Genomic DNA, 20,252 nt, shown 5'->3' on the forward strand with positions numbered 1-20,252 from the left:
CCAGGATAAACTTGCGCCATAGTTTACCTGCAAAATGGCGATGAAACATGTCTTCTTATGATAACCACCAGGCGCTCTCGGGCCTGACGCTGGGCAAAACCACCGACTACCGCGACACCTATGACGCCAGCCTGCTGCAAGGCGTGCCGCGCTCCCTCAACCGCGATCCCCTTGGGCTGAAGGCTGATAACCTCCCCTTTCACGGCGCGGATATCTGGACGCTGTACGAGCTCTCCTGGCTCAATGCCAACGGGCTGCCGCAGGTCGCGGTCGGCCAGGTGGAACTGGATTACGCCAGCCTCAATCTGGTGGAGTCTAAAAGTTTTAAACTCTATCTCAACAGCTTTAACCAGACCCGTTTCGCCAGTTGGGATGAAGTACGCAGCACCTTGCAACGCGATCTCAGCGCCTGCGCGCAAGGTGCGGTAAGCGTCACGCTCTACCGCGTCGATGAACTGGAAGGCCAGCCGGTTGCCCACTTTGCTGGCCTCTGCATCGACGATCAGGATGTCGCTATTGATAACTATGAGTTTGATGCCGCGCTGTTAACCGACGCCGCGAGTGGCGAGATGGTGGAAGAGACGCTGGTTAGCCATCTACTGAAATCGAACTGCCTGATCACCCACCAGCCGGACTGGGGCTCGGTGCAGATCCGGTATCGCGGGAGCCAAATCGACCGGGAAAAACTGCTGCGCTATCTGGTCTCGTTCCGCCATCACAATGAGTTTCACGAGCAGTGCGTTGAGCGCATTTTTACGGATATCCAGCGCTTCTGCCAGCCGGAATCCCTCAGCGTTTACGCGCGCTACACCCGTCGCGGCGGCCTCGATATCAACCCGTGGCGCAGCAACACCAGCTTCGTTCCGGCAACCGGACGGCTGGCGCGCCAGTAAAACATGCGTTGGCAGGTTGTTAAACGTCATAAGCCAGGGCTATTGTAATCAGCAGGGAAGATAAAATTTTCGTCCCGTAAGGAGTTCACTTGATTACACATATTAGCCCGCTTGGCTCGATGGATATGTTGTCGCAGCTGGAAGTCGATATGCTTAAACGCACGGCCAGCAGCGACCTGTATCAACTGTTTCGCAACTGTTCGCTCGCTGTACTGAACTCAGGGAGCCAGACCGACAGCAGCAAAGAGCTGCTCTCCCGTAACGAAAGTTTTGATATCAACGTCTTGCGCCGTGAACGCGGCGTAAAGCTGGAGTTGATAAACCCACCGGAAGAGGCGTTTGTCGACGGGCGTCTGATCCGTGCGCTACAGGCCAACCTCTTTGCCGTGCTGCGCGATATCCTCTTCGTGAACGGCCAGATCCATAACGCCAGTCGTTTTCAGCATCTTGATGTGGAGAGTTCGACCCATATCACCAACCTGGTCTTCTCGATTCTGCGTAATGCCCGTGCCCTGCACGTCGGCGAAGCGCCGAGCATGGTGGTCTGCTGGGGCGGTCACTCGATTAACGAAACCGAGTACCTCTACGCACGCCGCGTCGGCACCCAGCTTGGTCTGCGTGAACTGAATATCTGCACCGGCTGCGGGCCGGGGGCGATGGAAGCGCCGATGAAGGGCGCGGCGGTCGGCCACGCGCAGCAGCGTTATAAAGAGGGGCGTTTTATCGGCATGACCGAGCCGTCGATCATCGCCGCAGAGCCGCCAAACCCGCTGGTTAACGAGCTGATTATCATGCCGGACATTGAAAAGCGTCTGGAAGCGTTTGTGCGTATCGCCCACGGCATCATTATCTTCCCGGGCGGCGTCGGCACGGCGGAAGAGCTGCTCTACCTACTGGGTATTCTGATGAACCCGGCGAACAAAAATCAGGTGCTGCCGCTGATCCTCACCGGGCCGAAAGAGAGCGCTGACTACTTCCGCGTGCTGGATGAGTTTATCGTTAACACGCTGGGCGAAGCCGCGCGCCGCCACTACACCATCATCATCAACGATGCGGCCGAAGTGGCGCGCCAGATGAAAAAGGCGATGCCGCAGGTGAAAGAGAATCGTCGCGAAACCGGCGATGCCTACAGCTTCAACTGGTCGATTCGCATCGCGCCGGATCTGCAGGTGCCGTTCGAGCCGACCCATGAAAACATGGCCAACCTGAAGCTCTACCCGGATCAACCCGTCGAAGTGCTGGCAGCGGATCTGCGTCGCGCCTTCTCCGGCATTGTGGCGGGCAACGTCAAAGAGCACGGCATTCGTGCGATTGAAGCGTACGGCCCGTACAAAATTCATGGCGACAGCGACATGATGCGCCGGATGGATGATCTGTTGCAGGGCTTCGTCGCCCAGCACCGCATGAAACTCCCCGGATCGGCCTATATCCCCTGCTACGAAATCTGCGCCTAATCCTTGCTTCTTACCGGGCGGCCATAAGCCGCCCTTATACCTTCCCGCCTTTCCCGCCGTAATTCCCCTACCCTGCACAAGGTAATGATCCACTCCAGTTGGCTTAAAAGTCGATAAATCACTGCTAATCGGATGATCCACAGCGCTTTTATCGTCTTTGGCCGCTGTGAGTTTGATCGCATATCTGGCGGGTGATAGCCTTCGCGCCCATAAATCTCAGATGATTTTTGATAAACAGACAGATGGTCTAAATATACCCACTTAATAAGTGGATTATTGCAATTGCGATCCTGATCACTGATAGAGTCATAACATACATGTATCTTTCCGCCGCAAATAATTGCGGTAAGAAATTATAAAAATAGCCGCAATCAACCGGATAAAATATTACCGCTGGCGTGGATGGCAAACGATTTGTCTAAATGGCAGCTTTTTGATTTTCCCAGGAGATTTACCAATGGAAACGACTCAAACCAGTAATCTGGCTTCAACCGGAACGCGGAGCGCATGGCGCAAGACCGACACCATGTGGATGCTAGGCCTCTACGGTACCGCGATTGGCGCTGGCGTACTGTTCCTGCCCATCAACGCTGGCGTAGGCGGACTGATTCCGCTGATCATCATGGCCATTCTTGCCTTCCCAATGACCTACTTCGCGCACCGCGGTCTGACCCGCTTTGTGCTCTCCGGTAAAAATCCCGGCGAAGATATCACCGAAGTGGTGGAAGAACATTTTGGTATCGGCGCGGGTAAACTGATTACCCTGCTCTACTTCTTTGCCATCTACCCGATTCTGCTGGTCTATAGCGTGGCGATCACCAACACCGTCGACAGCTTTATGACCCACCAGTTGGGCATGACGCCGCCGCCGCGCGCCATTCTCTCCCTGATTCTGATCGTCGGTATGATGACCATCGTGCGCTTCGGCGAGCAGATGATCGTTAAAGCGATGAGCATTCTGGTCTTCCCGTTTGTTATCGCCCTGATGCTGCTGGCGCTCTACCTGATTCCGCAGTGGAACGGCGCGGTGCTGGAAACCCTCTCCTTCAACAGCGCGTCTGCGACCGGCAATGGCCTGTGGATGACCCTGTGGCTGGCGATCCCGGTAATGGTTTTCTCCTTTAACCACTCGCCGATCATCTCCTCTTTCGCCGTGGCGAAACGTGAAGAGTACGGCGCAGAAGCAGAACGTAAATGCTCACGCATTCTGGCCTTCGCCCACATCATGATGGTGCTGACGGTGATGTTCTTTGTCTTCAGCTGCGTGCTGAGCCTGGCACCGGCCGATCTGGCCTCGGCGAAAGAGCAGAACATCTCGATTCTCTCCTACCTGGCTAACCACTTTAATGCGCCGGTCATCGCCTGGATGGCACCGATCATCGCGATGATCGCCATCACCAAATCCTTCCTCGGTCACTACCTCGGCGCGCGTGAAGGTTTCAACGGTATGGTGATTAAATCCCTGCGTGGCAAAGGCAAAACCATCGAAATCAACAAGCTGAACCGCATTACCGCGCTGTTCATGCTGCTGACCACCTGGGCGGTTGCCACCTGGAACCCGAGCATCCTTGGCATGATCGAAACGCTGGGCGGCCCGATTATCGCCATGATCCTCTTCCTGATGCCGATGTACGCCATTGCCCGCGTTCCGGCGATGCGTAAATACAGCGGCCATATCAGCAACGTCTTCATTGTGATTATGGGCCTTATCGCTATCTCCGCGATTTTCTACTCCCTGTTCAGCTAATCTCTGCGCGCCGTCCAGCCGGGCGGCGCGATCCCTCTTTGTCATGGATAACGCGTTATGATCAGCGTATTCGATATTTTTAAGATCGGTATCGGTCCCTCCAGCTCGCACACCGTCGGCCCCATGAAAGCTGGCAAACAGTTCACCGATGATTTGATTGCCCGCGGCCTGCTGCGCGACGTCACCCGCGTGGTGGTTGACGTTTACGGCTCGCTCTCCCTGACCGGCAAAGGCCACCATACGGATATCGCCATTATTATGGGGCTGGCCGGCAATCTGCCGGATAGCGTCGATATTGATGCAATCCCGGGCTTTATTCAGGATGTGAATACGCACGGCCGCCTGCTGCTGGCGAACGGCGAGCATGAAGTGGAGTTCCCGGTCGATCGCTGCATGAACTTCCATGCCGATAACCTCTCGCTGCATGAGAACGGTATGCGCATTACTGCGCTGGCGGGCGAAACGGTGCTCTACAGCCAGACCTACTACTCGATTGGCGGCGGCTTTATTGTCGACGAAGCGCACTTCGGCCAGACCACCAGCGCGTCGGTTGAGGTGCCTTACCCCTATAAAAACGCGGCTGATTTGCAGCGTCACTGCCAGGAAAGCGGGCTTTCCCTCTCCGGCCTGATGATGAAAAACGAGCTGGCGCTGCACAGCAAAGAGGAGCTGGAGCAGCACCTGGCACGCGTGTGGGAAGTGATGCATGGCGGCATTGAGCGTGGCATCAACACCGAAGGCGTACTGCCGGGCCGACTGCGCGTGCCGCGTCGTGCCGCCGCGCTGCGCCGCATGCTGGTCAGCAGTGATAAAACCACCACCGATCCGATGGCGGTTGTCGACTGGATCAATATGTTCGCGCTGGCGGTCAATGAAGAGAACGCCGCCGGTGGCCGCGTGGTGACCGCGCCAACTAACGGTGCCTGCGGCATCGTCCCGGCGGTACTGGCCTATTACGACAAGTTTATCCGCGAAGTGAACGCTAATTCGCTGGCGCGCTATCTGCTGGTCGCCAGCGCCATTGGCTCGCTCTATAAGATGAACGCCTCGATCTCCGGCGCGGAAGTGGGTTGCCAGGGGGAAGTGGGCGTCGCCTGCTCAATGGCGGCTGCGGGTCTGGCCGAGCTGCTCGGCGCCAGCCCGGCACAGGTGTGCATCGCGGCGGAAATCGGCATGGAGCACAACCTCGGTCTGACCTGCGATCCTGTCGCCGGCCAGGTGCAGGTGCCCTGCATTGAGCGTAATGCCATTGCCTCGGTTAAAGCGGTCAACGCCGCGCGTATGGCGCTGCGCCGCACCAGCGAGCCGCGTGTCTGCCTCGATAAAGTGATCGAGACGATGTACGAAACCGGGAAAGATATGAACGCTAAGTACCGCGAAACTTCGCGCGGTGGGCTGGCGATGAAGGTCGTGACCTGCGATTAACCTGCCTGACAGATGCCTCGTTTTGCGAGGCATCTTCCTGAATAGTCACCGTTTCATAGCCTCATAAAGCGGGCAATGTTACCCTTAGCGCTCGCTTACAAGGAGGGTATCCGTGGCTCATCTGCTTATTGTCGACGCACTCAATCTTATCCGCCGAATTCATGCGGTGCAGGGTTCACCCTGCGCGGAGACCTGCCTGCACGCGCTGGAGCAACTGATTGTGCACAGCCAGCCGACCCACGCGGTGGCGGTGTTCGATGATGAAGCGCGCAATCAGGGCTGGCGTCACCAGCTGCTGCCGGACTATAAAGCGGGCCGACCGCCGATGCCGGAGCCGCTGCATCAGGAGATGCCCGCCCTGCGCGCGGCGTTTGAGCAGCGCGGCATTCGCTGCTGGGCGACGCCGGGCAATGAAGCCGACGATCTCGCCGCCACGCTGGCGGTAAAAATGGCGCAGGCGGGGCAAGAGGCCACGATTGTCTCGACGGATAAAGGCTACTGCCAGCTACTCTCGCCTACCATCCGCATCCGCGACTACTTCCAGAAACGCTGGCTGGATGCACCGTTTATTGACCAGGAGTATGGCGTCACGCCGCAGCAACTGCCGGATTACTGGGGGCTGGCGGGCATCAGCAGTTCAAAAGTGCCGGGCGTCGCCGGGATCGGGCCGAAAAGCGCCACCCAACTGCTCAGCACTTTTCCCACGCTGGAAGCGCTGTATGACAATCTTGCCGAGGTGCCTGAGAAGTGGCGGCAGAAGCTGGAAGCGCACCGCGAGATGGCCTTTATCTGCCGGGATGTGGCGCGTCTGCAAACGGATCTACAGCTTGATGGCAACCTGCAACAGCTGCGCCTGACGCGCTAAACTTCGCCCGCGCACTGGCGGGCAGCAGGCTGGCTACGCTTTATAGGGGTGATGTTTCAGCCAGTGCTCGGCGATCTCCTGGCGGCGGCAGATCCACACCTTGTCGTGGCTCTGCACGTAATCAAGAAAACGTTGCAGGGCACGAAACCGCCCCGGTCGGCCCAGCAGGCGGCAGTGCATGCCGATTGACATCATCTTCGGTGCCGTTTCGCCCTCGGCATAGAGCACATCGAAGCTATCTTTCAGGTAAGTATAAAACTGCTCGGCGGTGTTAAAGCCCTGCGCGGTGGCAAAGCGCATGTCGTTGGCATCCAGCGTGTAGGGCACAATCAGATGCGGTTTCTCGCCGACGGTGGTCCAGAAGGGCAGATCGTCGCCGTAGTAGTCGCTGTCATAGAGAAAATCACCCTGTTCCACCACCAGCGCGCGAGTATTTGGGCTGTCGCGCCCGGTATACCAGCCGAGCGGGCGTTTGCCGAACAGCGTTTGCAGGATCTCAATCGCCTGCTGCATATGCTGGCGCTCGGTCTGGATATCGAGATCCTGATAGTGGATCCAGCGCCAGCCGTGGCTCACCACGTCATAATCCGCCGCCTTGATCGCCTCGACAATCGCCGGGTTGCGCGCCAGCGCCATCGCCACCCCAAACACCGTTAACGGCAGGCCGCGCTGCTGAAATTCCTGATGGATGCGCCAGAAACCGGCGCGCGAACCGTACTCATAGAGGGAGTCCATCGACATATGGCGCGCCGGATAGCTGGCCGCGCCGATAATGTCGGAGAGAAACTGCTCCGAGCCGCTGTCGCCGTGCAGAACGTGGTTCTCGCCGCCCTCTTCAAAATTAAGCACAAACTGCACGGCGATGCGCGCGCCGCCCGGCCACTGTGCGTGCGGCGGCTTGCCGGCGTAGCCCGCCATATCGCGCGGGTAGTCGGCAGTAAAGTGCCAGAAGGGAGTCTCGGTTGCTGCTTGCATGCTGATTCGACCTCTTAACCGGGGCCGCTTTCAGCTGAGCATATCGAAGCATCCTGAAAGCGGCTTTTTATTGGGATACGCGAGATCGCCATATTTACTGGTGCCAAAACCGAGGGCGAGCAGGGATTCAACCATTTTAACCGCCGCCGTTACGCCGTCGATCACCGGGATGCCCAACTCCTGCGTCAGCTCACTGGCAAGATTCGCCATGCCGCCGCACCCCAGCACAATCGCCCCGCTTCCATCCTCGCGTTTGGCTTGTATACAACGCTCGCGTACCTTTTGCTGAGCAAGACCCGTGCCATCTTCCAAAGCCAGCACCGGTAAATCGATGGCGTGCAGCGCGGCGCAGTGATGTTCAAAGCCATACTGGCGCAGTAAATGGCGGGCGATGATCACCGTGCGCGGCAGCGTGGTGACTATTGAGAAGCGCGTCGCCACCAGCGTCGCCATATGCATCGCCGCTTCGGCAATACCGATAACCGGGCCGCTCGCCAGTTCCCGCGCCGCCAGCAATCCCGGGTCGCCAAAGCAGGCGATCACGTGACCCTGCGCGCCCTGCGCTTTGCCCTGCTTTACCTGCTCCAGCACGCCGATAGCGGCAATTGCTTCATCGAAATGGCCCTCAATCGATTCCACGCCCTGCGTCGGGCAGCTGGCGAGAATGGTTGTGCCCGGCGAGGCGATGCGGCGCGCGGCGCTGGCAATGGTTTCGGTCATCTCCGGGCTGGTGTTGGGGTTGATGACTTGTATACAAAATGCGCTCATTGCGACTCTCCTCGGGTGCCAAACAGGCGGGTAAAATCGGGCAGCGTTTCGCCGCTGCGCTCAAAGCGCAGGCTGGAAACAATGTGGTCAAAGTGGTGCGCCATGGCGTGCTCTAGGCCCGCCAGATCTTTGTTACGTAACAGTTCGATTAACGCATCGTGATCGTGACAGCGGCAGCCCTGCTGCCACGGCGCGCCCCAGGCGGCAATCACCAGCGAGGAGCGCTGCGTCAGGGTGGTGATAATATCGGTCACCACCGCATTGCCCGATATCGCCTGTAATTGAATGTGGAAAGCCGCCGAGTGGCGAATGGCCGCCGCGCCGTCATGCTGCTGGTGCGCCGCTTCCTCCTCGGCAATGATCGCCTCCAGTGCCGCCAGATGCGGCGGTTGCAGATGTGCCAGCACCTGCGGCAGGTTGGCGCACTCGATCATTTTACGCGTGGCAAAGATCTCTTTTGACTCGTCGATGCCAGGATTAGCGACAAATGCACCGCGCCTGGGCGCGATGGTGATCATTTGCACCGTTGCAAGGCGCGTGAGCACTTTACGAATGCCGGTGCGGCTGACGCCAAATACCTCCGCCAGCGCCTCTTCCGGCAGCTTACTGCCCGGCGGCAACTGGTGCTCAACAATGGCCGTTAACAGCGATTGCCAGATGAAATGCTCTCTCTCTTCCCGATCCGCAGGCGCCTGTAGCCCGGTGTAATGATTCATAACCTGATTCCTGTGTGACGCAGCATTGCCTTTTTTGTATACGTTTTTTATGCATCTTGTATACAAAAAATCCAAACCTGGCCTGGTTAATGCAATAGCCGATAGCAGACCTGTGAACGCTATCGCTATTTAAAGGAGCAGATTCCATGCCAAACCCTGAACCGCAGTACGATGCTCGTTATAGCCCAAGATTGACCAATGAGGACCTTGCCCCGACTCGCCAGCAGAACTGGACCTGGTACAACATCTTTTCGTTCTGGATGTCCGATGTGCACAGCATGGGCGGCTATGTGGTTGCCGCCAGCTTCTTTGCCTTAGGGCTCGCCAGCTGGCAGGTGCTGCTCTGCCTGTTGGTGGGGATCTGTATTGTGCAGCTCTGTGCAAACCTGGTGGCGAAGCCGAGCCAGATGACCGGCGTGCCCTATGCGGTAATTTGCCGTCAGGCATTTGGCGTCTTCGGTGCCAATATTCCGGCGGTGATCCGCGGGCTTATCGCCTTCGCCTGGTACGGGATTCAAACCTATCTCGCCGCCAACGCCTTGATGCTGGTGGCGCTGAAATTCTGGCCTTCGCTGGGCGCGCTGACAAGCAGCCACTTTCTGGGGCTGTCGGCGCTGGGCTGGATCTGCTTCGGCATTATGTGGGCGTTACAGGCACTGGTGTTCTGGCACGGAATGAACGCGATCAAACGCTTTATTGATGTCGCCGGACCGGCGGTGTATGTAGTGATGATGGCGCTGGCGGGCTGGATCCTCTACCAGACCGGGTTTGACGGCATCTCCTTTACCCTTGCCAGCAAGGCGCTGACGCCGGGTGAACAAGCGTGGCAGATGATCACCGCCACGGCGCTGGTGGTCTCCTACTTCTCCGGCCCGCTGCTCAACTTTGGCGACTTCTCCCGCTACGGCAAAAGCATGCAGGCGATCCGCCGCGGCAACCGCTGGGGACTGCCCTTTAACTTTCTGCTCTTCTCGATTGTGACGGTGGTGATTGTCTCGGGAACGCAATCGCTGTTTGGCAAAATGATCACCGACCCGATTGAAACCGTCAGCCACGTGGGCAGCGATCTGGCGATGGCGATTGGCCTGCTGACCATGATTACCGCCACCATCGGCATTAATATCGTGGCCAACTTCGTCTCGCCAGCGTTTGATTTCTCTAACTGCGCGCCGCAGAAGATCAGCTTCCGTACCGGCGGGATGATTGCGGCGGTCGGCTCTGTGCTGCTGACGCCGTGGAACTTGTTCCAGTCGCCGGAGTTAATCCACTACACGCTGGATGTGCTCGGTGCCTGCATCGGCCCGCTGTTTGGCATTCTGCTGGCAGACTTCTACCTGATTAAACGCGGCAAGGTGTTTGTCGACGATCTCTTTACCGTCTCCCCGCTGGGGCGTTACTGGTACAAAAACGGCTTTAACCCCAAAGCGATTGCCGCGCTGCTGCCGTCGGTGATGGTGGGCCTGGTGATCAGCTTTATTCCGGCGCTGCACGAAGTGGCAAACTTTAGCTGGTTTATCGGCGTCTTTCTCGGTGCAGGTTGCTACTGCTGGCTGGCACGTCATGAACGTGCGGGCGTGGAGAGCGGATTTATCGCGCAGCGCGCGGTGGCCAAGGAGTAGAAACGACGAAGGCCTGAATCATTGCTGATTCAGGCCTTCTGAATAGTGGCGGAACGGACGGGACTCGAACCCGCGACCCCCTGCGTGACAGGCAGGTATTCTAACCGACTGAACTACCGCTCCGCGTTGTGTTCCTGTTAGGGAACGAGGCGCATATTACGTATTGCGCCTGGTGCCGTCAACGCTTTTTCTCTTGTTTTGAATCGTTTGCTGCAAAAATCGCCCACGGGCTGATTTTTCACGGTTAATAAATCAATTTAGCCGCGCCAGAGGCAACTTCCGCCCTTTTTCTGTACTAAATCGAGGCGCGATTCATGGGCCATCAGCTCTTCATCACTGGCTAAAACAACCCGCAGTTTGTTTGCCTGGCGCACAACGCGCTGGATCCCCGCTTCGCCTGACTGATTCTGACTCTCGCCCTCCATCGAAAATTTTATCGATGTCTGGCCGCCGGTCATCATCAGATAGACGTCGGCAAGAATTTGGGAGTCGAGAAGTGCGCCGTGCAGCGTTCGCTTGCTGTTATCGATTTCGTAACGCGAGCAGAGCGCATCGAGGCTGTTACGCTTGCCCGGGAACATCCTGCGCGCCAGCGCCAGGCTATCGGTAATTTTGCAGAAGGTTTCGGTTTTCGGAATTCCACGGTTCAGCTTGCTGAACTCATAATCCATAAAGCCGATATCAAACGAGGCGTTATGGATCACCAGCTCCGCGCCGCGGATATAGTCGATAAACTCATCGGCAATATCGCCGAAGGTCGGTTTATCGAGCAGGAACTCGTCGGCGATGCCGTGAACGCCAAACGCTTCCGGGTCCACCAGCCGATCGGGCTTCAGGTAGACGTGATAGTTATTGCCGGTCAGGCGGCGGTTTATCACCTCAACCGCACCGATCTCAATGATCTTATGCCCTTCGTAGTGCGCACCGATTTGGTTCATACCGGTGGTTTCGGTATCGAGGACGATCTGTCGTGTAATTGCAGTGCTCATAGCGGCCATTTATGTCAGACTTGTCGTTTTCAACTCAGGAAGTCTACCAGAGATGCTCAAACAGGTAGAAATTTTCACCGACGGATCGTGCCTCGGCAATCCGGGACCGGGTGGATATGGCGCCATTTTACGTTATCGCGGACATGAACGGACCTTCAGCGAAGGCTATCGTTTAACCACCAACAATCGCATGGAGCTGATGGCGGCGATTGTCTCCCTTGAAGCGCTGAAAGAGCACTGCGAAGTGGTGCTCAGCACCGACAGCCAGTATGTGCGCCAGGGCATTACCCAATGGATCCACAACTGGAAAAAACGCGGCTGGAAAACGGCGGATAAGAAGCCGGTTAAAAATGTCGACCTGTGGAAGCGGCTCGATGCAGCGCTCAGCCAGCATCAAATCCGCTGGGAGTGGGTGAAAGGCCACGCCGGGCATCCGGAAAACGAACGCTGCGATGAGCTGGCGCGCGCGGCGGCGATGAATCCCACCCAGGAAGATGTCGGTTACCAGCCGGAAACGCTGGCTTAAGACTGCCGTGTCGCGCCAACGGCCTGCGGCACGCGCGCCCGTGAGCGGCTCTGCTTTAACGGGTTGAGCGTCAGCGGAATGGTGCGTTTGCGGGCCACAATCAGCTGCATACAGCCCAACGCCGGCAGATGCGCGCTCAGCAGCTTTCCGCCCTGCTTCGTCCAGGGCAACACGCGAAAGCGGCTATAATGAAGCACTTCAAAATTGAGCAGCGCAAGCCAGTCAAACTGGCGCGTGAGGGTGAACATTCGGCTTTTGACCACCGGTGAGCGGCGCGCAAACGGCACCGCTTTGCAGACGCCTAACAGGCTAACGGGATTAAACCCGCTCATCACCAGCCAGCCGTCGTCAATCAGCACGCGATCGACCTCCTGCAACAGCCGGTGGGGATCGGGGCACCAGGGCAGCGTATGGGCCAGCAGGCAGGCATCGACGGACTTCTCTGCAAACGGCAAAGAGAGCGGATCCGCGCGTACCTGCGCCGGTTCGCCTGCCAGCGAGACATTAACCTGGTGAGAGATGGCGCAGCTTTCAAGGTTGATTTCCGCGCTGAGGTTGCCAATCTTAAGCAGGTGAAAACCATACATTTTTGCCAGCCACGGCTTGAGCTCCTCCTCCAGCGCCTGGCGGTAATAAGCACCTTTTGGGAGTGCGCCCCAGCTTACGGGCGCGACGAGTTTTCGGGGAGTCCTTGCCGGCTTCATTACAACCTTCCGCTACGCTTTGAGAGGTAATTTATGAATCTTAACAGTATTCCCGCGTTTCAGGACAACTACATCTGGGTGTTGAGCGAGGATGACGGGCGCTGCCTGATTGTCGATCCGGGCGAAGCCGCCCCGGTGCTGCGCGCCATTGAAGAGCACCAGTGGCAACCCGAAGCTATTCTGCTGACGCATCACCATAACGATCATGTCGGCGGTGTGCAGGCGCTGCGCGACGCTTTCCCTGATGTAGTGGTTTATGGGCCAGCGGAGACACAACATAAGGGCACGACCCAGGTTTTGGCCGAAGGCGATACGGTCACCGTTTTGGGCCATGATTTCTCGGTCTTCGCCACCCCAGGTCACACTTTAGGACATATCTGTTTCTTCAGTTTCCCTTACCTTTTTTGCGGCGATACGCTCTTCTCTGGGGGCTGTGGAAGATTATTCGAAGGGACCGCAACGCAGATGTATCAATCCTTCTGTAAAATTAACGCCCTTCCCGACGACACGGTGATTTGTTGCGCACATGAATACACTTTAGGGAATATGAAGTTTGCCGTCAGCGTGCTGCCTGAAGATGCAGAGGTTCAGGAATACTATAAGAAAGTGAGTGAGTTACGTGCTAAAAACGAAAAGACACTCCCTGTAATTCTGAAAAATGAGCGCAAAATAAATTTATTTTTACGCACGGAAGATGCTGATTTAATTGAAGTAATAAATCAAGAGAAGGTATTGCAACATCCAGAGGAGCGTTTCGCCTGGTTACGGGCAAAGAAAGATGCTTTCTGACATTGCGGGTTGCCTTTTGAAAACATCGCCGTTATCATCGCTCGTCTTTTAAGCAACTACTATTGACACACACATGAAGGCAAAAGCGATATTACTCGCCTCTGTCCTGCTCGTGGGGTGCCAGGCGTCGCAGCGCGACGGTTCGGTACAACAGCACGCACAGAGCCTTTCTGCAGCTGGTCAAGGGGAAGCTGGGAAGTTCACAAGTCAGGCACGCTGGATGGACGACGGAACACTCGCCGACCAAACGGATAGCAACTTGTGGGCCTCCATAAGCGACGAGCTAAAGATGGGAATTCCGGAAAACAGCCGGATTCGCGAACAGAAACTGAAGTATTTAAACAATAAGAGCTATCTCCACGATGTAACTTTACGGGCAGAGCCGTATATGTACTGGATAGCTGGGCAAGTTAAAAAACGTAACATGCCCATGGAACTGGTACTACTACCCATAGTGGAGAGCGCTTTTAACCCGCACGCAACGTCTGGTGCCAATGCCGCAGGCATTTGGCAAATCATTCCGAGCACAGGGCGAAATTATGGTTTAAAACAGACACGCAGCTACGATGCGCGTCGTGACATTGTGGCCTCTACCACGGCCGCACTCGACATGATGCAGCGTCTTAACCGTATGTTTGACGGCGACTGGTTATTGACCGTTGCCGCCTATAACAGCGGTGAAGGTCGCGTGCTGAAGGCAATTAAAGCGAACAAAGCGCAGGGGAAACCCACCGATTTTTGGTCGCTCTCATTGCCTTATGAAACAAAGATTTATGTGCCTAAGATGCTGGCGTTGAGCGATCTTCTCAAAAACAGCAAACGTTATGGCATTAATCTGCCAACGCCGGACGAAAGCCGTGCGCTGGCGCGTGTCAGGCTGAGTAGCCCGGTAGAAGTGAATCAGCTGGCTGAAATGGCGGGAATTTCCGTCAACAAACTGAAGGCGTTTAACGCAGGCGTTAAAGGTTCGACGTTGGGTTCAGCCGGTCCACAGTACGTGATGGTGCCGAAGAAACATGCAGATCAGCTGCGTGAGTCGCTGGCATCCGGCGAAATCGCCGCCGTACAGCCGACGCTGGTTGCGGATAACACCCCGCTCTCCAGCAAAAGCTACAAGGTTCGCTCAGGTGATACGATCTCAGGCATCGCGTCACGCCTCGGCGTAAGCGCGAAGGATCTGAAGCAGTGGAATAATCTGCGCGGCGCGAACCTGAAGGTGGGTCAAAACCTGACTGTTGGTGCAGGCAGCAGCGCACAACGTCTTGCCAGCAACAGCGATAGCATTACCTATCGCGTGCGCAAAGGTGATTCGTTGTCGAGTATCGCGAAACGTCACGGCGTGAACATCAAAGATGTGATGCGCTGGAACACCGATACCTCCAATCTGCGGCCGGGCGATCAAATCACGCTCTTTGTGAAGAACAGCGCGACGCCAGACTCCTGACCTGAAGCAATAAAAAAGCACCGTTTCCCCACGGTGCTTTTTTTTTATCTTTTTTTCGCCCTACTTGCCGGAAGGGAGCGGGCTGAACTCCACCAGCAGCGGGTTGTGATCCGATGCGCGGGTCACCAGTACCGACGCCTCATCAACGTTTAAGCCACGATAGAAGACAAAATCGAGTGGTCGGCCAAAGGCTCGCCTGCGATTGTCATCGGTGAATCGTACCTGCCGCAGCGCCATTTCGCGCGCAAAACGGTAGAGCGCGTTCATGCGCGGGCGGCTCCAGGCATTAAAATCGCCGGCCATAATCACCGGGCCATCGTGACGCCCAATTTGGTCGCCAATCGGCAGCAACTGCTTACTGTAGACATCAACACCGAGACTGAAGTTGACCGCATGCACATTCACCACCATCAGATTACGGCTGTCCGGCAGCGGGTAGACCGTCACCAGGGCTGACTTTGCCAGCCGCAGAATCGGCTCACGCTCGCGCAGAGGGCAACAATAGACCGGATGGGCAGAAGAGAGCGTCATCACGCCTGAGGGGTGCTGAGGCAGCACAAAGGCGGGAACCTGATCGGCAGCAAGATAGTTACTGGTTGCGAAACTCACCAGTTCGGGCGTCGTCTGCGCTTCCTGTAACAGAACCAGGTGCGCATCTTTGCCGAAACTTTGCAGCACCGAGAGCCACTCCGCCCGCTGCTGCTTGAAGATGTTCCATACCAGTACGCGGATCTTTTCATCCTGGCTGAGAGGAACCCCGGCAGGTAAAGCCTGACCAATACTGGCGAACGATCCCGGCGGTAAAATGCGCTCCGCAGGTTGTCCGGCAACATATCGCATAGCGTAAGTATTTTTCGCCACTTCGGCTTTGAACCTCTTTGATTTCCGCGCCCGAAAAAGGGGCATCACTCAGTTATAGGGATTGTAGACCATAGTTTCAACGAATAATCACCAGAAAAGCGCCAGCTTGTATAGGTGCCATTGACCTTTAGGCCGCGCGATGGCATTGCGACACGCGGCGTGGTTAAATACACGCGCATGAATAATCTCGTTGAAATGTTGCTACAGAGGCAATAATGAAAACCACCTCGGAAGAACTCGCCATTTTTGTCGCGGTCGTGGAGAGCGGCAGTTTTAGCCGTGCCGCTGAACGTCTTGGTCAGGCAAACTCTGCCATTAGCCGGGCGGTGAAGAAGCTGGAGAATAAGCTCGGCGTTAACCTGCTCAATCGCACCACTCGCCAGCTTAGCCTCACTGAAGAGGGCGAGCGCTATTTCCGTCGCGTACAAACGGTGCTGCAGGAGATGGCGGCGGCGGAAAACGAGGTGATGGAGAATAAATTGGTGCCGCGCGGCACGCTGCGCATCGATGCCGCCACGCCGGTGGTGCTGCACTTTTTAATGCCGCTGATTAAGCCGTTTCGTGAACGTTACCCGGAGATCAGCCTGTCGCTGGTCTCGAGCGAAACCTTTATCAACCTGATTGAACGAAAAGTCGATGTCGCTATTCGCGTCGGCAAGCTGACAGATTCCAGCCTGCGCGCGCGTCCGCTCTTTAAGAGCTACCGCAAAATTATCGCTTCGCCCGAATATCTTGCCCGTTACGGTACACCCGAAACGGTAGAGGATTTGCAAAATCATGTCTGCCTCGGCTTTACGGAGCCGGTATCGCTGAATACCTGGCCGGTGGCTGCGGCCGATGGACAACTGCTGGAGGTAACGCCCACGCTCGCCTCTAACAGCGGTGAAACCCTTAAACACCTCTGTCTGAGCGGCAACGGTATCGCCAGCCTGTCGGATTATATGATTGATAAAGAGCTGGCGAGCGGCGAACTGGTTGCGCTGATGTCAGACAAACTGCTGCCGGTAGAGATGCCCTTCAGCGCCGTCTACTATAGCGATCGGGCGGTGAGCACGCGTATTCGCGCCTTTATCGACTTTGTCAGCGAGCATGTGCCGCAGACGGGCAGATAAAAAAACGGGAGCCAGGCTCCCGTCACGTTGCTGATTAATCCCACTCAGGTGCAAGCCCTTCCGGGCTGACCAGCCGGTCATTGCAATCCAGCGCGGCGATGGCGGCTCTGTCATCCGCATCCAGTTCAAGCGTCTTCGCTTGCAGGTTGCTCGCCAGGTTCTCGCGTTTGGTTGAGGATGGGATCACTGCGTATCCCTCCCCCATCGCCCATGCCAGGATCACCTGGGCCGGCGTTGCGCTGTGCTTCTGCGCGATGCGGGCAACCGTGGCATCTTTCAGTGCTTTACCATACGCCAGCGTCATATATGAGGTGATGTGGATCCCGTGCTCTTTTGCCCACTGCGCCACTTTACGGTTTTGCAGATAGGGAGAGAGCTCAATCTGGTTAGTGGCAATGTTTTCCGCCCCAACAGCCGCGATCGCCTGTTCCATTAACTCAATCGTGAAGTTGGAGACGCCAATCTGGCGCGTTAGCCCCTGCGCTTTGGCGTTCATCAACTGCTGCATCGACTCGGCAACCGGCACTGCTGCGCCCGGCGACGGCCAGTGAATCAGCGTCAAATCAACATAGTTAGTGCCTAACTTCTTCAGGCTCTCTTGCAGGCTTGGGATCAGCTGCCCTTCGCCCAGGTTTTCAGTCCAGATTTTAGTGGTGATAAACAGTGATTCCCGCGCGACGCCGCTCTGGGCAAGCGCTTCGCCAATGGCGGCTTCATTGCCATAAATCTGCGCGGTATCAATCACGCGATAGCCCAGTTCAAGGGCGGTCTTCACCGAGGCGATAACCGCTTCATCGGTTAAACGGAAGGTCCCCAGACCAAATGCAGGGATAGACATATCAATTCCTCTCTCATTATTTCTTAACAGATGGCGTGATTATGGTGAGTTGAGTACGGGGGAAAAAGAGGCGGGAATGCAGAGGATATTTGCCGCAGCGGCAATAGTGCTAAAAGTAGTGACTTGCATATTGAAAGTCACTATGTCACTTTGGTGCGGCATGTTTACTACAGCAGATACCATCATGAAAAATGAAGCGCTTTACCAGGCTCCCTGCCCTATTGCCCGAAGTCTGGGACGCATTGGTGATAGCTGGAGCATGATTATCCTGCGCGACGCCTTCGCAGGGTTTACCCGTTTTGATGAGTTCCAGAAAAACGCCAATATTGCGCCGAACATTCTCTCCCGGCGCCTGAAAGAGCTGGTTGAAGAGGGGTTGCTTGAAAAGGTGAGCTACAGCACAACCCCGCCGCGCTATGAATATCACCTCACGCCGTTAGGCTATGATTTTCGTCCAGTCATCATCGCGCTGGCGCAGTGGGGAAACCGCCATTTCTCACCTGAAGGCCCACAGATGATGCTGGTTGAGCGGGAAACCGCGCGCCCGGTTGAAGCGATCCTCGTCGATAAGGCCACCGGCGAAGCCATAACCCCTGAAAAGTACGCCATGGTGCCAGGCCCGGCAGCGTCGCCGGTTCTCCACTATCGTCATCAATATTTGCAACGTAAGCAGGCCGGAGAGACGTCGCTGAAATATGCGCCACAATTACAGATGAATAAGGAGGAGTGAATATGAGCATTTCGCAAAAGCGCGTCGTTATAACCGGTATGGGCATCGTCAGCCCGTTGGGCTGCGGCCTTTCCCACGTCTGGTCATCATTGGTTGAGGGCAAATCGGGTATTTCCCGCCTCGACGATGAAATGGTCGATGATATTGCCTGCAAAGTGGCAGGCCAGGTTCCTTCGATTGAAGAGGATCCACATCACGGGTTTGATCCCTTAAGCACGATCCCGGCGAAAGAGCGTAAAAAGATGGATCGTTTTATTGAGTTTGCACTGGTGGCAGCGAAAGAAGCGCTGACGCAGGCAAACTGGTTTCCGCAGGAGGAGGCACAGCGCGATCGAACCGCAACGGTTATTGCCACCGGGATCGGTGGCTTCAGTGAGATCACTAACGCGGTGCGCACCACCGATTCGCGCGGCCCACGTAAACTCTCCCCGTTTACCGTTCCCTCTTTCCTCGCCAACCTCGCAGCCGGCCATGTCTCAATCAACTATGGCTTTCGCGGCCCGATCGGTGCGCCCGTTTCGGCATGTGCGGCGGGCGCGCAGGCAATTGGTGATGCCGCGCGGTTGATACGCAGCGGTGAGGCAGATATCGCCTTATGCGGCGGCAGTGAAGCAGCGATTCATCGGGTCAGCCTTGCGGGATTTGCAGCGGCACGGGCGCTTTCGAGCGGTTTTAACGATCAACCGACGACGGCTTCACGCCCATTTGATCGCGATCGTGATGGATTTGTGATGGGTGAAGGTGCCGGGCTGCTGGTGATTGAATCGCTCGAACATGCGCTGGCGCGCGGCGCGACGCCGCTGGCGGAACTGGTAGGGTATGGAACAAGCGCGGATGCGCATCATCTCACTGCCGGCCCGGAAGACGGTAACGGTGCCGCACGGGCGATGGAAGCCGCGATCCGGCAGGCGGACATTTCAGTCTCCGACATTCAGCATATTAATGCTCATGCGACGTCTACTCCGGTTGGCGATAAAGGCGAACTGGCAGCGATAAAACGCGTGTTCGGTGCGAACAGTACGGTAGCAATCACCTCCACTAAATCAGCGACGGGGCATCTTTTAGGTGCGGCGGGCGGTATTGAGGCGATTTTCACGGTTCAGGCGTTGCGTGAACAGATTGCTCCACCGACGCTCAATTTACATCACCCGGATGAGAAGGCCGATGGGTTAAACCTGGTGGCGCTTACCGCGCGACCGCTTGAGATTCGCTACGCGATGTCGAATGGGTTTGGCTTCGGCGGGGTGAATGCCAGTTTGCTGTTAAAGCGCTGGGAAGAGTAAATAACAGGGGCCGTTTGGCCCTTTTTTCACAAATTGCAGACGAAAAAAAACCGTATCTCGTGAGAGATACGGTTCTTAAAATAAGTGGCGGAACGGACGGGACTCGAACCCGCGACCCCCTGCGTGACAGGCAGGTATTCTAACCGACTGAACTACCGCTCCACCGAATTTTTCTACAACCACCGGGTTGTTGCCCCGGTTTACTGCTTAATTTGATGCCTGGCAGTTCCCTACTCTCGCATGGGGAGACCCCACACTACCATCGGCGCTACGGCGTTTCACTTCTGAGTTCAGCATGGGGTCAGGTGGGACCACCGCGCTAGTGCCGCCAGGCAAATTCTTTGTGCTCCGTCCTGTGTCTTTCACGCCGCTTCTGCGTTGGCTGCCTTCGCTCGCAACAGTCACATACTTCAGTATGCTCCTGTCGTCTCGTCTCAGTTGCCGCCTTGCTGCTGCGTAAAATCCTTCGGACACAACATCTAATCTGGTATCAGCTGAAAATCTGTCTCTCATC

At 56.5% G+C, this 20,252-nt stretch carries 19 protein-coding genes, 2 tRNA genes and 1 rRNA gene; 12 read left to right on the top strand and 10 right to left on the bottom strand.

The features are described from left to right. Nucleotides 1–47 precede the first annotated feature (47 nt). The 5 genes from queF (at nucleotide 48) to xni (ending at nucleotide 6,384) form a co-directional block, all read left to right on the top strand. A complete protein-coding gene (gene queF, locus N7V53_RS06130) occupies nucleotides 48–893 on the top strand; it encodes an NADPH-dependent 7-cyano-7-deazaguanine reductase QueF (RefSeq protein WP_279792669.1) in 846 nt (281 codons plus the stop codon). 89 nt (nucleotides 894–982) lie between these two features. Next, nucleotides 983–2,347, top strand: coding sequence for a nucleotide 5'-monophosphate nucleosidase PpnN (ppnN, locus tag N7V53_RS06135; protein WP_279792670.1), 1,365 nt, complete (start codon nucleotides 983–985; stop codon nucleotides 2,345–2,347). Between the two features lie 457 nt (nucleotides 2,348–2,804). Then, nucleotides 2,805–4,094 (top strand): HAAAP family serine/threonine permease, encoded by a 1,290-nt coding sequence (locus tag N7V53_RS06140; protein ID WP_279792671.1) that lies wholly within the window; start codon nucleotides 2,805–2,807, stop codon nucleotides 4,092–4,094. A 57-nt stretch (nucleotides 4,095–4,151) separates the two neighbouring features. Beyond that, nucleotides 4,152–5,519, top strand: coding sequence for an L-serine ammonia-lyase (locus tag N7V53_RS06145; protein ID WP_279792672.1), 1,368 nt, complete (start codon nucleotides 4,152–4,154; stop codon nucleotides 5,517–5,519). A 112-nt stretch (nucleotides 5,520–5,631) separates the two neighbouring features. Next, nucleotides 5,632–6,384, top strand: coding sequence for a flap endonuclease Xni (gene xni / locus N7V53_RS06150; RefSeq protein ID WP_023479496.1), 753 nt, complete (start codon nucleotides 5,632–5,634; stop codon nucleotides 6,382–6,384). 33 nt (nucleotides 6,385–6,417) lie between these two features. Here xni and puuE read toward each other — a convergent pair whose 3' ends face one another. From puuE to N7V53_RS06165, 3 genes are read right to left on the bottom strand one after another with little or no spacing between them, the layout of a single operon-like run. Next, on the bottom strand, nucleotides 6,418–7,359 hold the full coding sequence (puuE, locus tag N7V53_RS06155; RefSeq protein WP_076769420.1) for an allantoinase PuuE: 942 nt from the start codon (nucleotides 7,357–7,359) through the stop codon (nucleotides 6,418–6,420). Between the two features lie 30 nt (nucleotides 7,360–7,389). Continuing rightward, complete coding sequence (locus tag N7V53_RS06160; protein WP_023479471.1) at nucleotides 7,390–8,127, bottom strand: aspartate/glutamate racemase family protein; 738 nt, start codon at nucleotides 8,125–8,127, stop codon at nucleotides 7,390–7,392. Next, nucleotides 8,124–8,843, bottom strand: a complete 720-nt coding sequence (locus tag N7V53_RS06165) for a GntR family transcriptional regulator (protein WP_279792676.1) — start codon at nucleotides 8,841–8,843, stop codon at nucleotides 8,124–8,126. The genes N7V53_RS06160 and N7V53_RS06165 overlap by 4 nt, the downstream gene beginning before the upstream one ends. 146 nt (nucleotides 8,844–8,989) lie before the next feature. Between N7V53_RS06165 and N7V53_RS06170 the strand changes: the two genes are divergently transcribed. Continuing rightward, nucleotides 8,990–10,462, top strand: coding sequence for an NCS1 family nucleobase:cation symporter-1 (locus tag N7V53_RS06170; RefSeq protein WP_279792678.1), 1,473 nt, complete (start codon nucleotides 8,990–8,992; stop codon nucleotides 10,460–10,462). A 46-nt stretch (nucleotides 10,463–10,508) separates the two neighbouring features. On the opposite strand, the gene N7V53_RS06175 is transcribed toward N7V53_RS06170, so the two are convergent. Both N7V53_RS06175 and dnaQ read right to left on the bottom strand, forming a co-directional pair. After that, nucleotides 10,509–10,585, bottom strand: a tRNA-Asp gene (locus N7V53_RS06175). A 134-nt stretch (nucleotides 10,586–10,719) separates the two neighbouring features. Next, nucleotides 10,720–11,451: a DNA polymerase III subunit epsilon gene (gene dnaQ, locus N7V53_RS06180; protein WP_023479454.1), complete on the bottom strand. Its 732-nt coding sequence runs from the start codon at nucleotides 11,449–11,451 to the stop codon at nucleotides 10,720–10,722. Here dnaQ and rnhA point away from each other — a divergent pair. Next, nucleotides 11,405–11,977: a ribonuclease HI gene (gene rnhA, locus N7V53_RS06185; protein ID WP_161629337.1), complete on the top strand. Its 573-nt coding sequence runs from the start codon at nucleotides 11,405–11,407 to the stop codon at nucleotides 11,975–11,977. The genes dnaQ and rnhA overlap by 47 nt on opposite strands. On the opposite strand, the gene N7V53_RS06190 is transcribed toward rnhA, so the two are convergent. Continuing rightward, entirely contained in the window at nucleotides 11,974–12,681 is a 708-nt protein-coding gene (locus N7V53_RS06190) for a class I SAM-dependent methyltransferase (RefSeq protein WP_279792681.1), read from the bottom strand. The two genes, rnhA and N7V53_RS06190, sit on opposite strands and share 4 nt — an antisense overlap. A 33-nt stretch (nucleotides 12,682–12,714) precedes the next feature. On the opposite strand from N7V53_RS06190, the gene gloB reads away from it, so the two are divergent. Further along, nucleotides 12,715–13,470, top strand: a complete 756-nt coding sequence (gene gloB / locus N7V53_RS06195; RefSeq protein ID WP_279792682.1) for a hydroxyacylglutathione hydrolase — start codon at nucleotides 12,715–12,717, stop codon at nucleotides 13,468–13,470. A gap of 73 nt (nucleotides 13,471–13,543) precedes the next feature. Then, nucleotides 13,544–14,914: a murein transglycosylase D gene (gene mltD / locus N7V53_RS06200; protein WP_200135588.1), complete on the top strand. Its 1,371-nt coding sequence runs from the start codon at nucleotides 13,544–13,546 to the stop codon at nucleotides 14,912–14,914. Between the two features lie 60 nt (nucleotides 14,915–14,974). Here the strand turns inward: mltD and N7V53_RS06205 are convergent, their stop codons facing one another. Continuing rightward, entirely contained in the window at nucleotides 14,975–15,775 is an 801-nt protein-coding gene (locus N7V53_RS06205; protein ID WP_071789488.1) for an endonuclease/exonuclease/phosphatase family protein, read from the bottom strand. 215 nt (nucleotides 15,776–15,990) lie between these two features. On the opposite strand from N7V53_RS06205, the gene yafC reads away from it, so the two are divergent. After that, complete coding sequence (yafC, locus tag N7V53_RS06210; RefSeq protein WP_279792685.1) at nucleotides 15,991–16,887, top strand: DNA-binding transcriptional regulator YafC; 897 nt, start codon at nucleotides 15,991–15,993, stop codon at nucleotides 16,885–16,887. A gap of 34 nt (nucleotides 16,888–16,921) precedes the next feature. On the opposite strand, the gene dkgB is transcribed toward yafC, so the two are convergent. Next, nucleotides 16,922–17,725 (bottom strand): 2,5-didehydrogluconate reductase DkgB, encoded by an 804-nt coding sequence (gene dkgB, locus N7V53_RS06215; protein WP_279792686.1) that lies wholly within the window; start codon nucleotides 17,723–17,725, stop codon nucleotides 16,922–16,924. A gap of 184 nt (nucleotides 17,726–17,909) precedes the next feature. On the opposite strand from dkgB, the gene N7V53_RS06220 reads away from it, so the two are divergent. Together N7V53_RS06220 and fabF are read left to right on the top strand one after the other, a co-directional pair. After that, nucleotides 17,910–18,455 carry a helix-turn-helix domain-containing protein gene (locus N7V53_RS06220; RefSeq protein WP_054804267.1) on the top strand — a complete coding sequence of 182 codons (546 nt, stop codon included), beginning with the start codon at nucleotides 17,910–17,912 and terminating at the stop codon, nucleotides 18,453–18,455. 2 nt (nucleotides 18,456–18,457) lie between these two features. After that, nucleotides 18,458–19,738, top strand: coding sequence for a beta-ketoacyl-ACP synthase II (gene fabF, locus N7V53_RS06225; protein ID WP_279792688.1), 1,281 nt, complete (start codon nucleotides 18,458–18,460; stop codon nucleotides 19,736–19,738). An 85-nt stretch (nucleotides 19,739–19,823) separates the two neighbouring features. Here the strand turns inward: fabF and N7V53_RS06230 are convergent. Continuing rightward, a tRNA-Asp gene (locus N7V53_RS06230) sits at nucleotides 19,824–19,900 on the bottom strand. A 55-nt stretch (nucleotides 19,901–19,955) separates the two neighbouring features. Beyond that, nucleotides 19,956–20,071: ribosomal RNA gene (rrf, locus tag N7V53_RS06235) — 5S ribosomal RNA — on the bottom strand. Between the last annotated feature and the right edge of the window lie 181 nt (nucleotides 20,072–20,252).

It is taken from the genome of Kosakonia sp. HypNH10 (assembly GCF_029850615.1).
Classification (GTDB): Bacteria; Pseudomonadota; Gammaproteobacteria; order Enterobacterales; family Enterobacteriaceae; genus Kosakonia; species Kosakonia cowanii.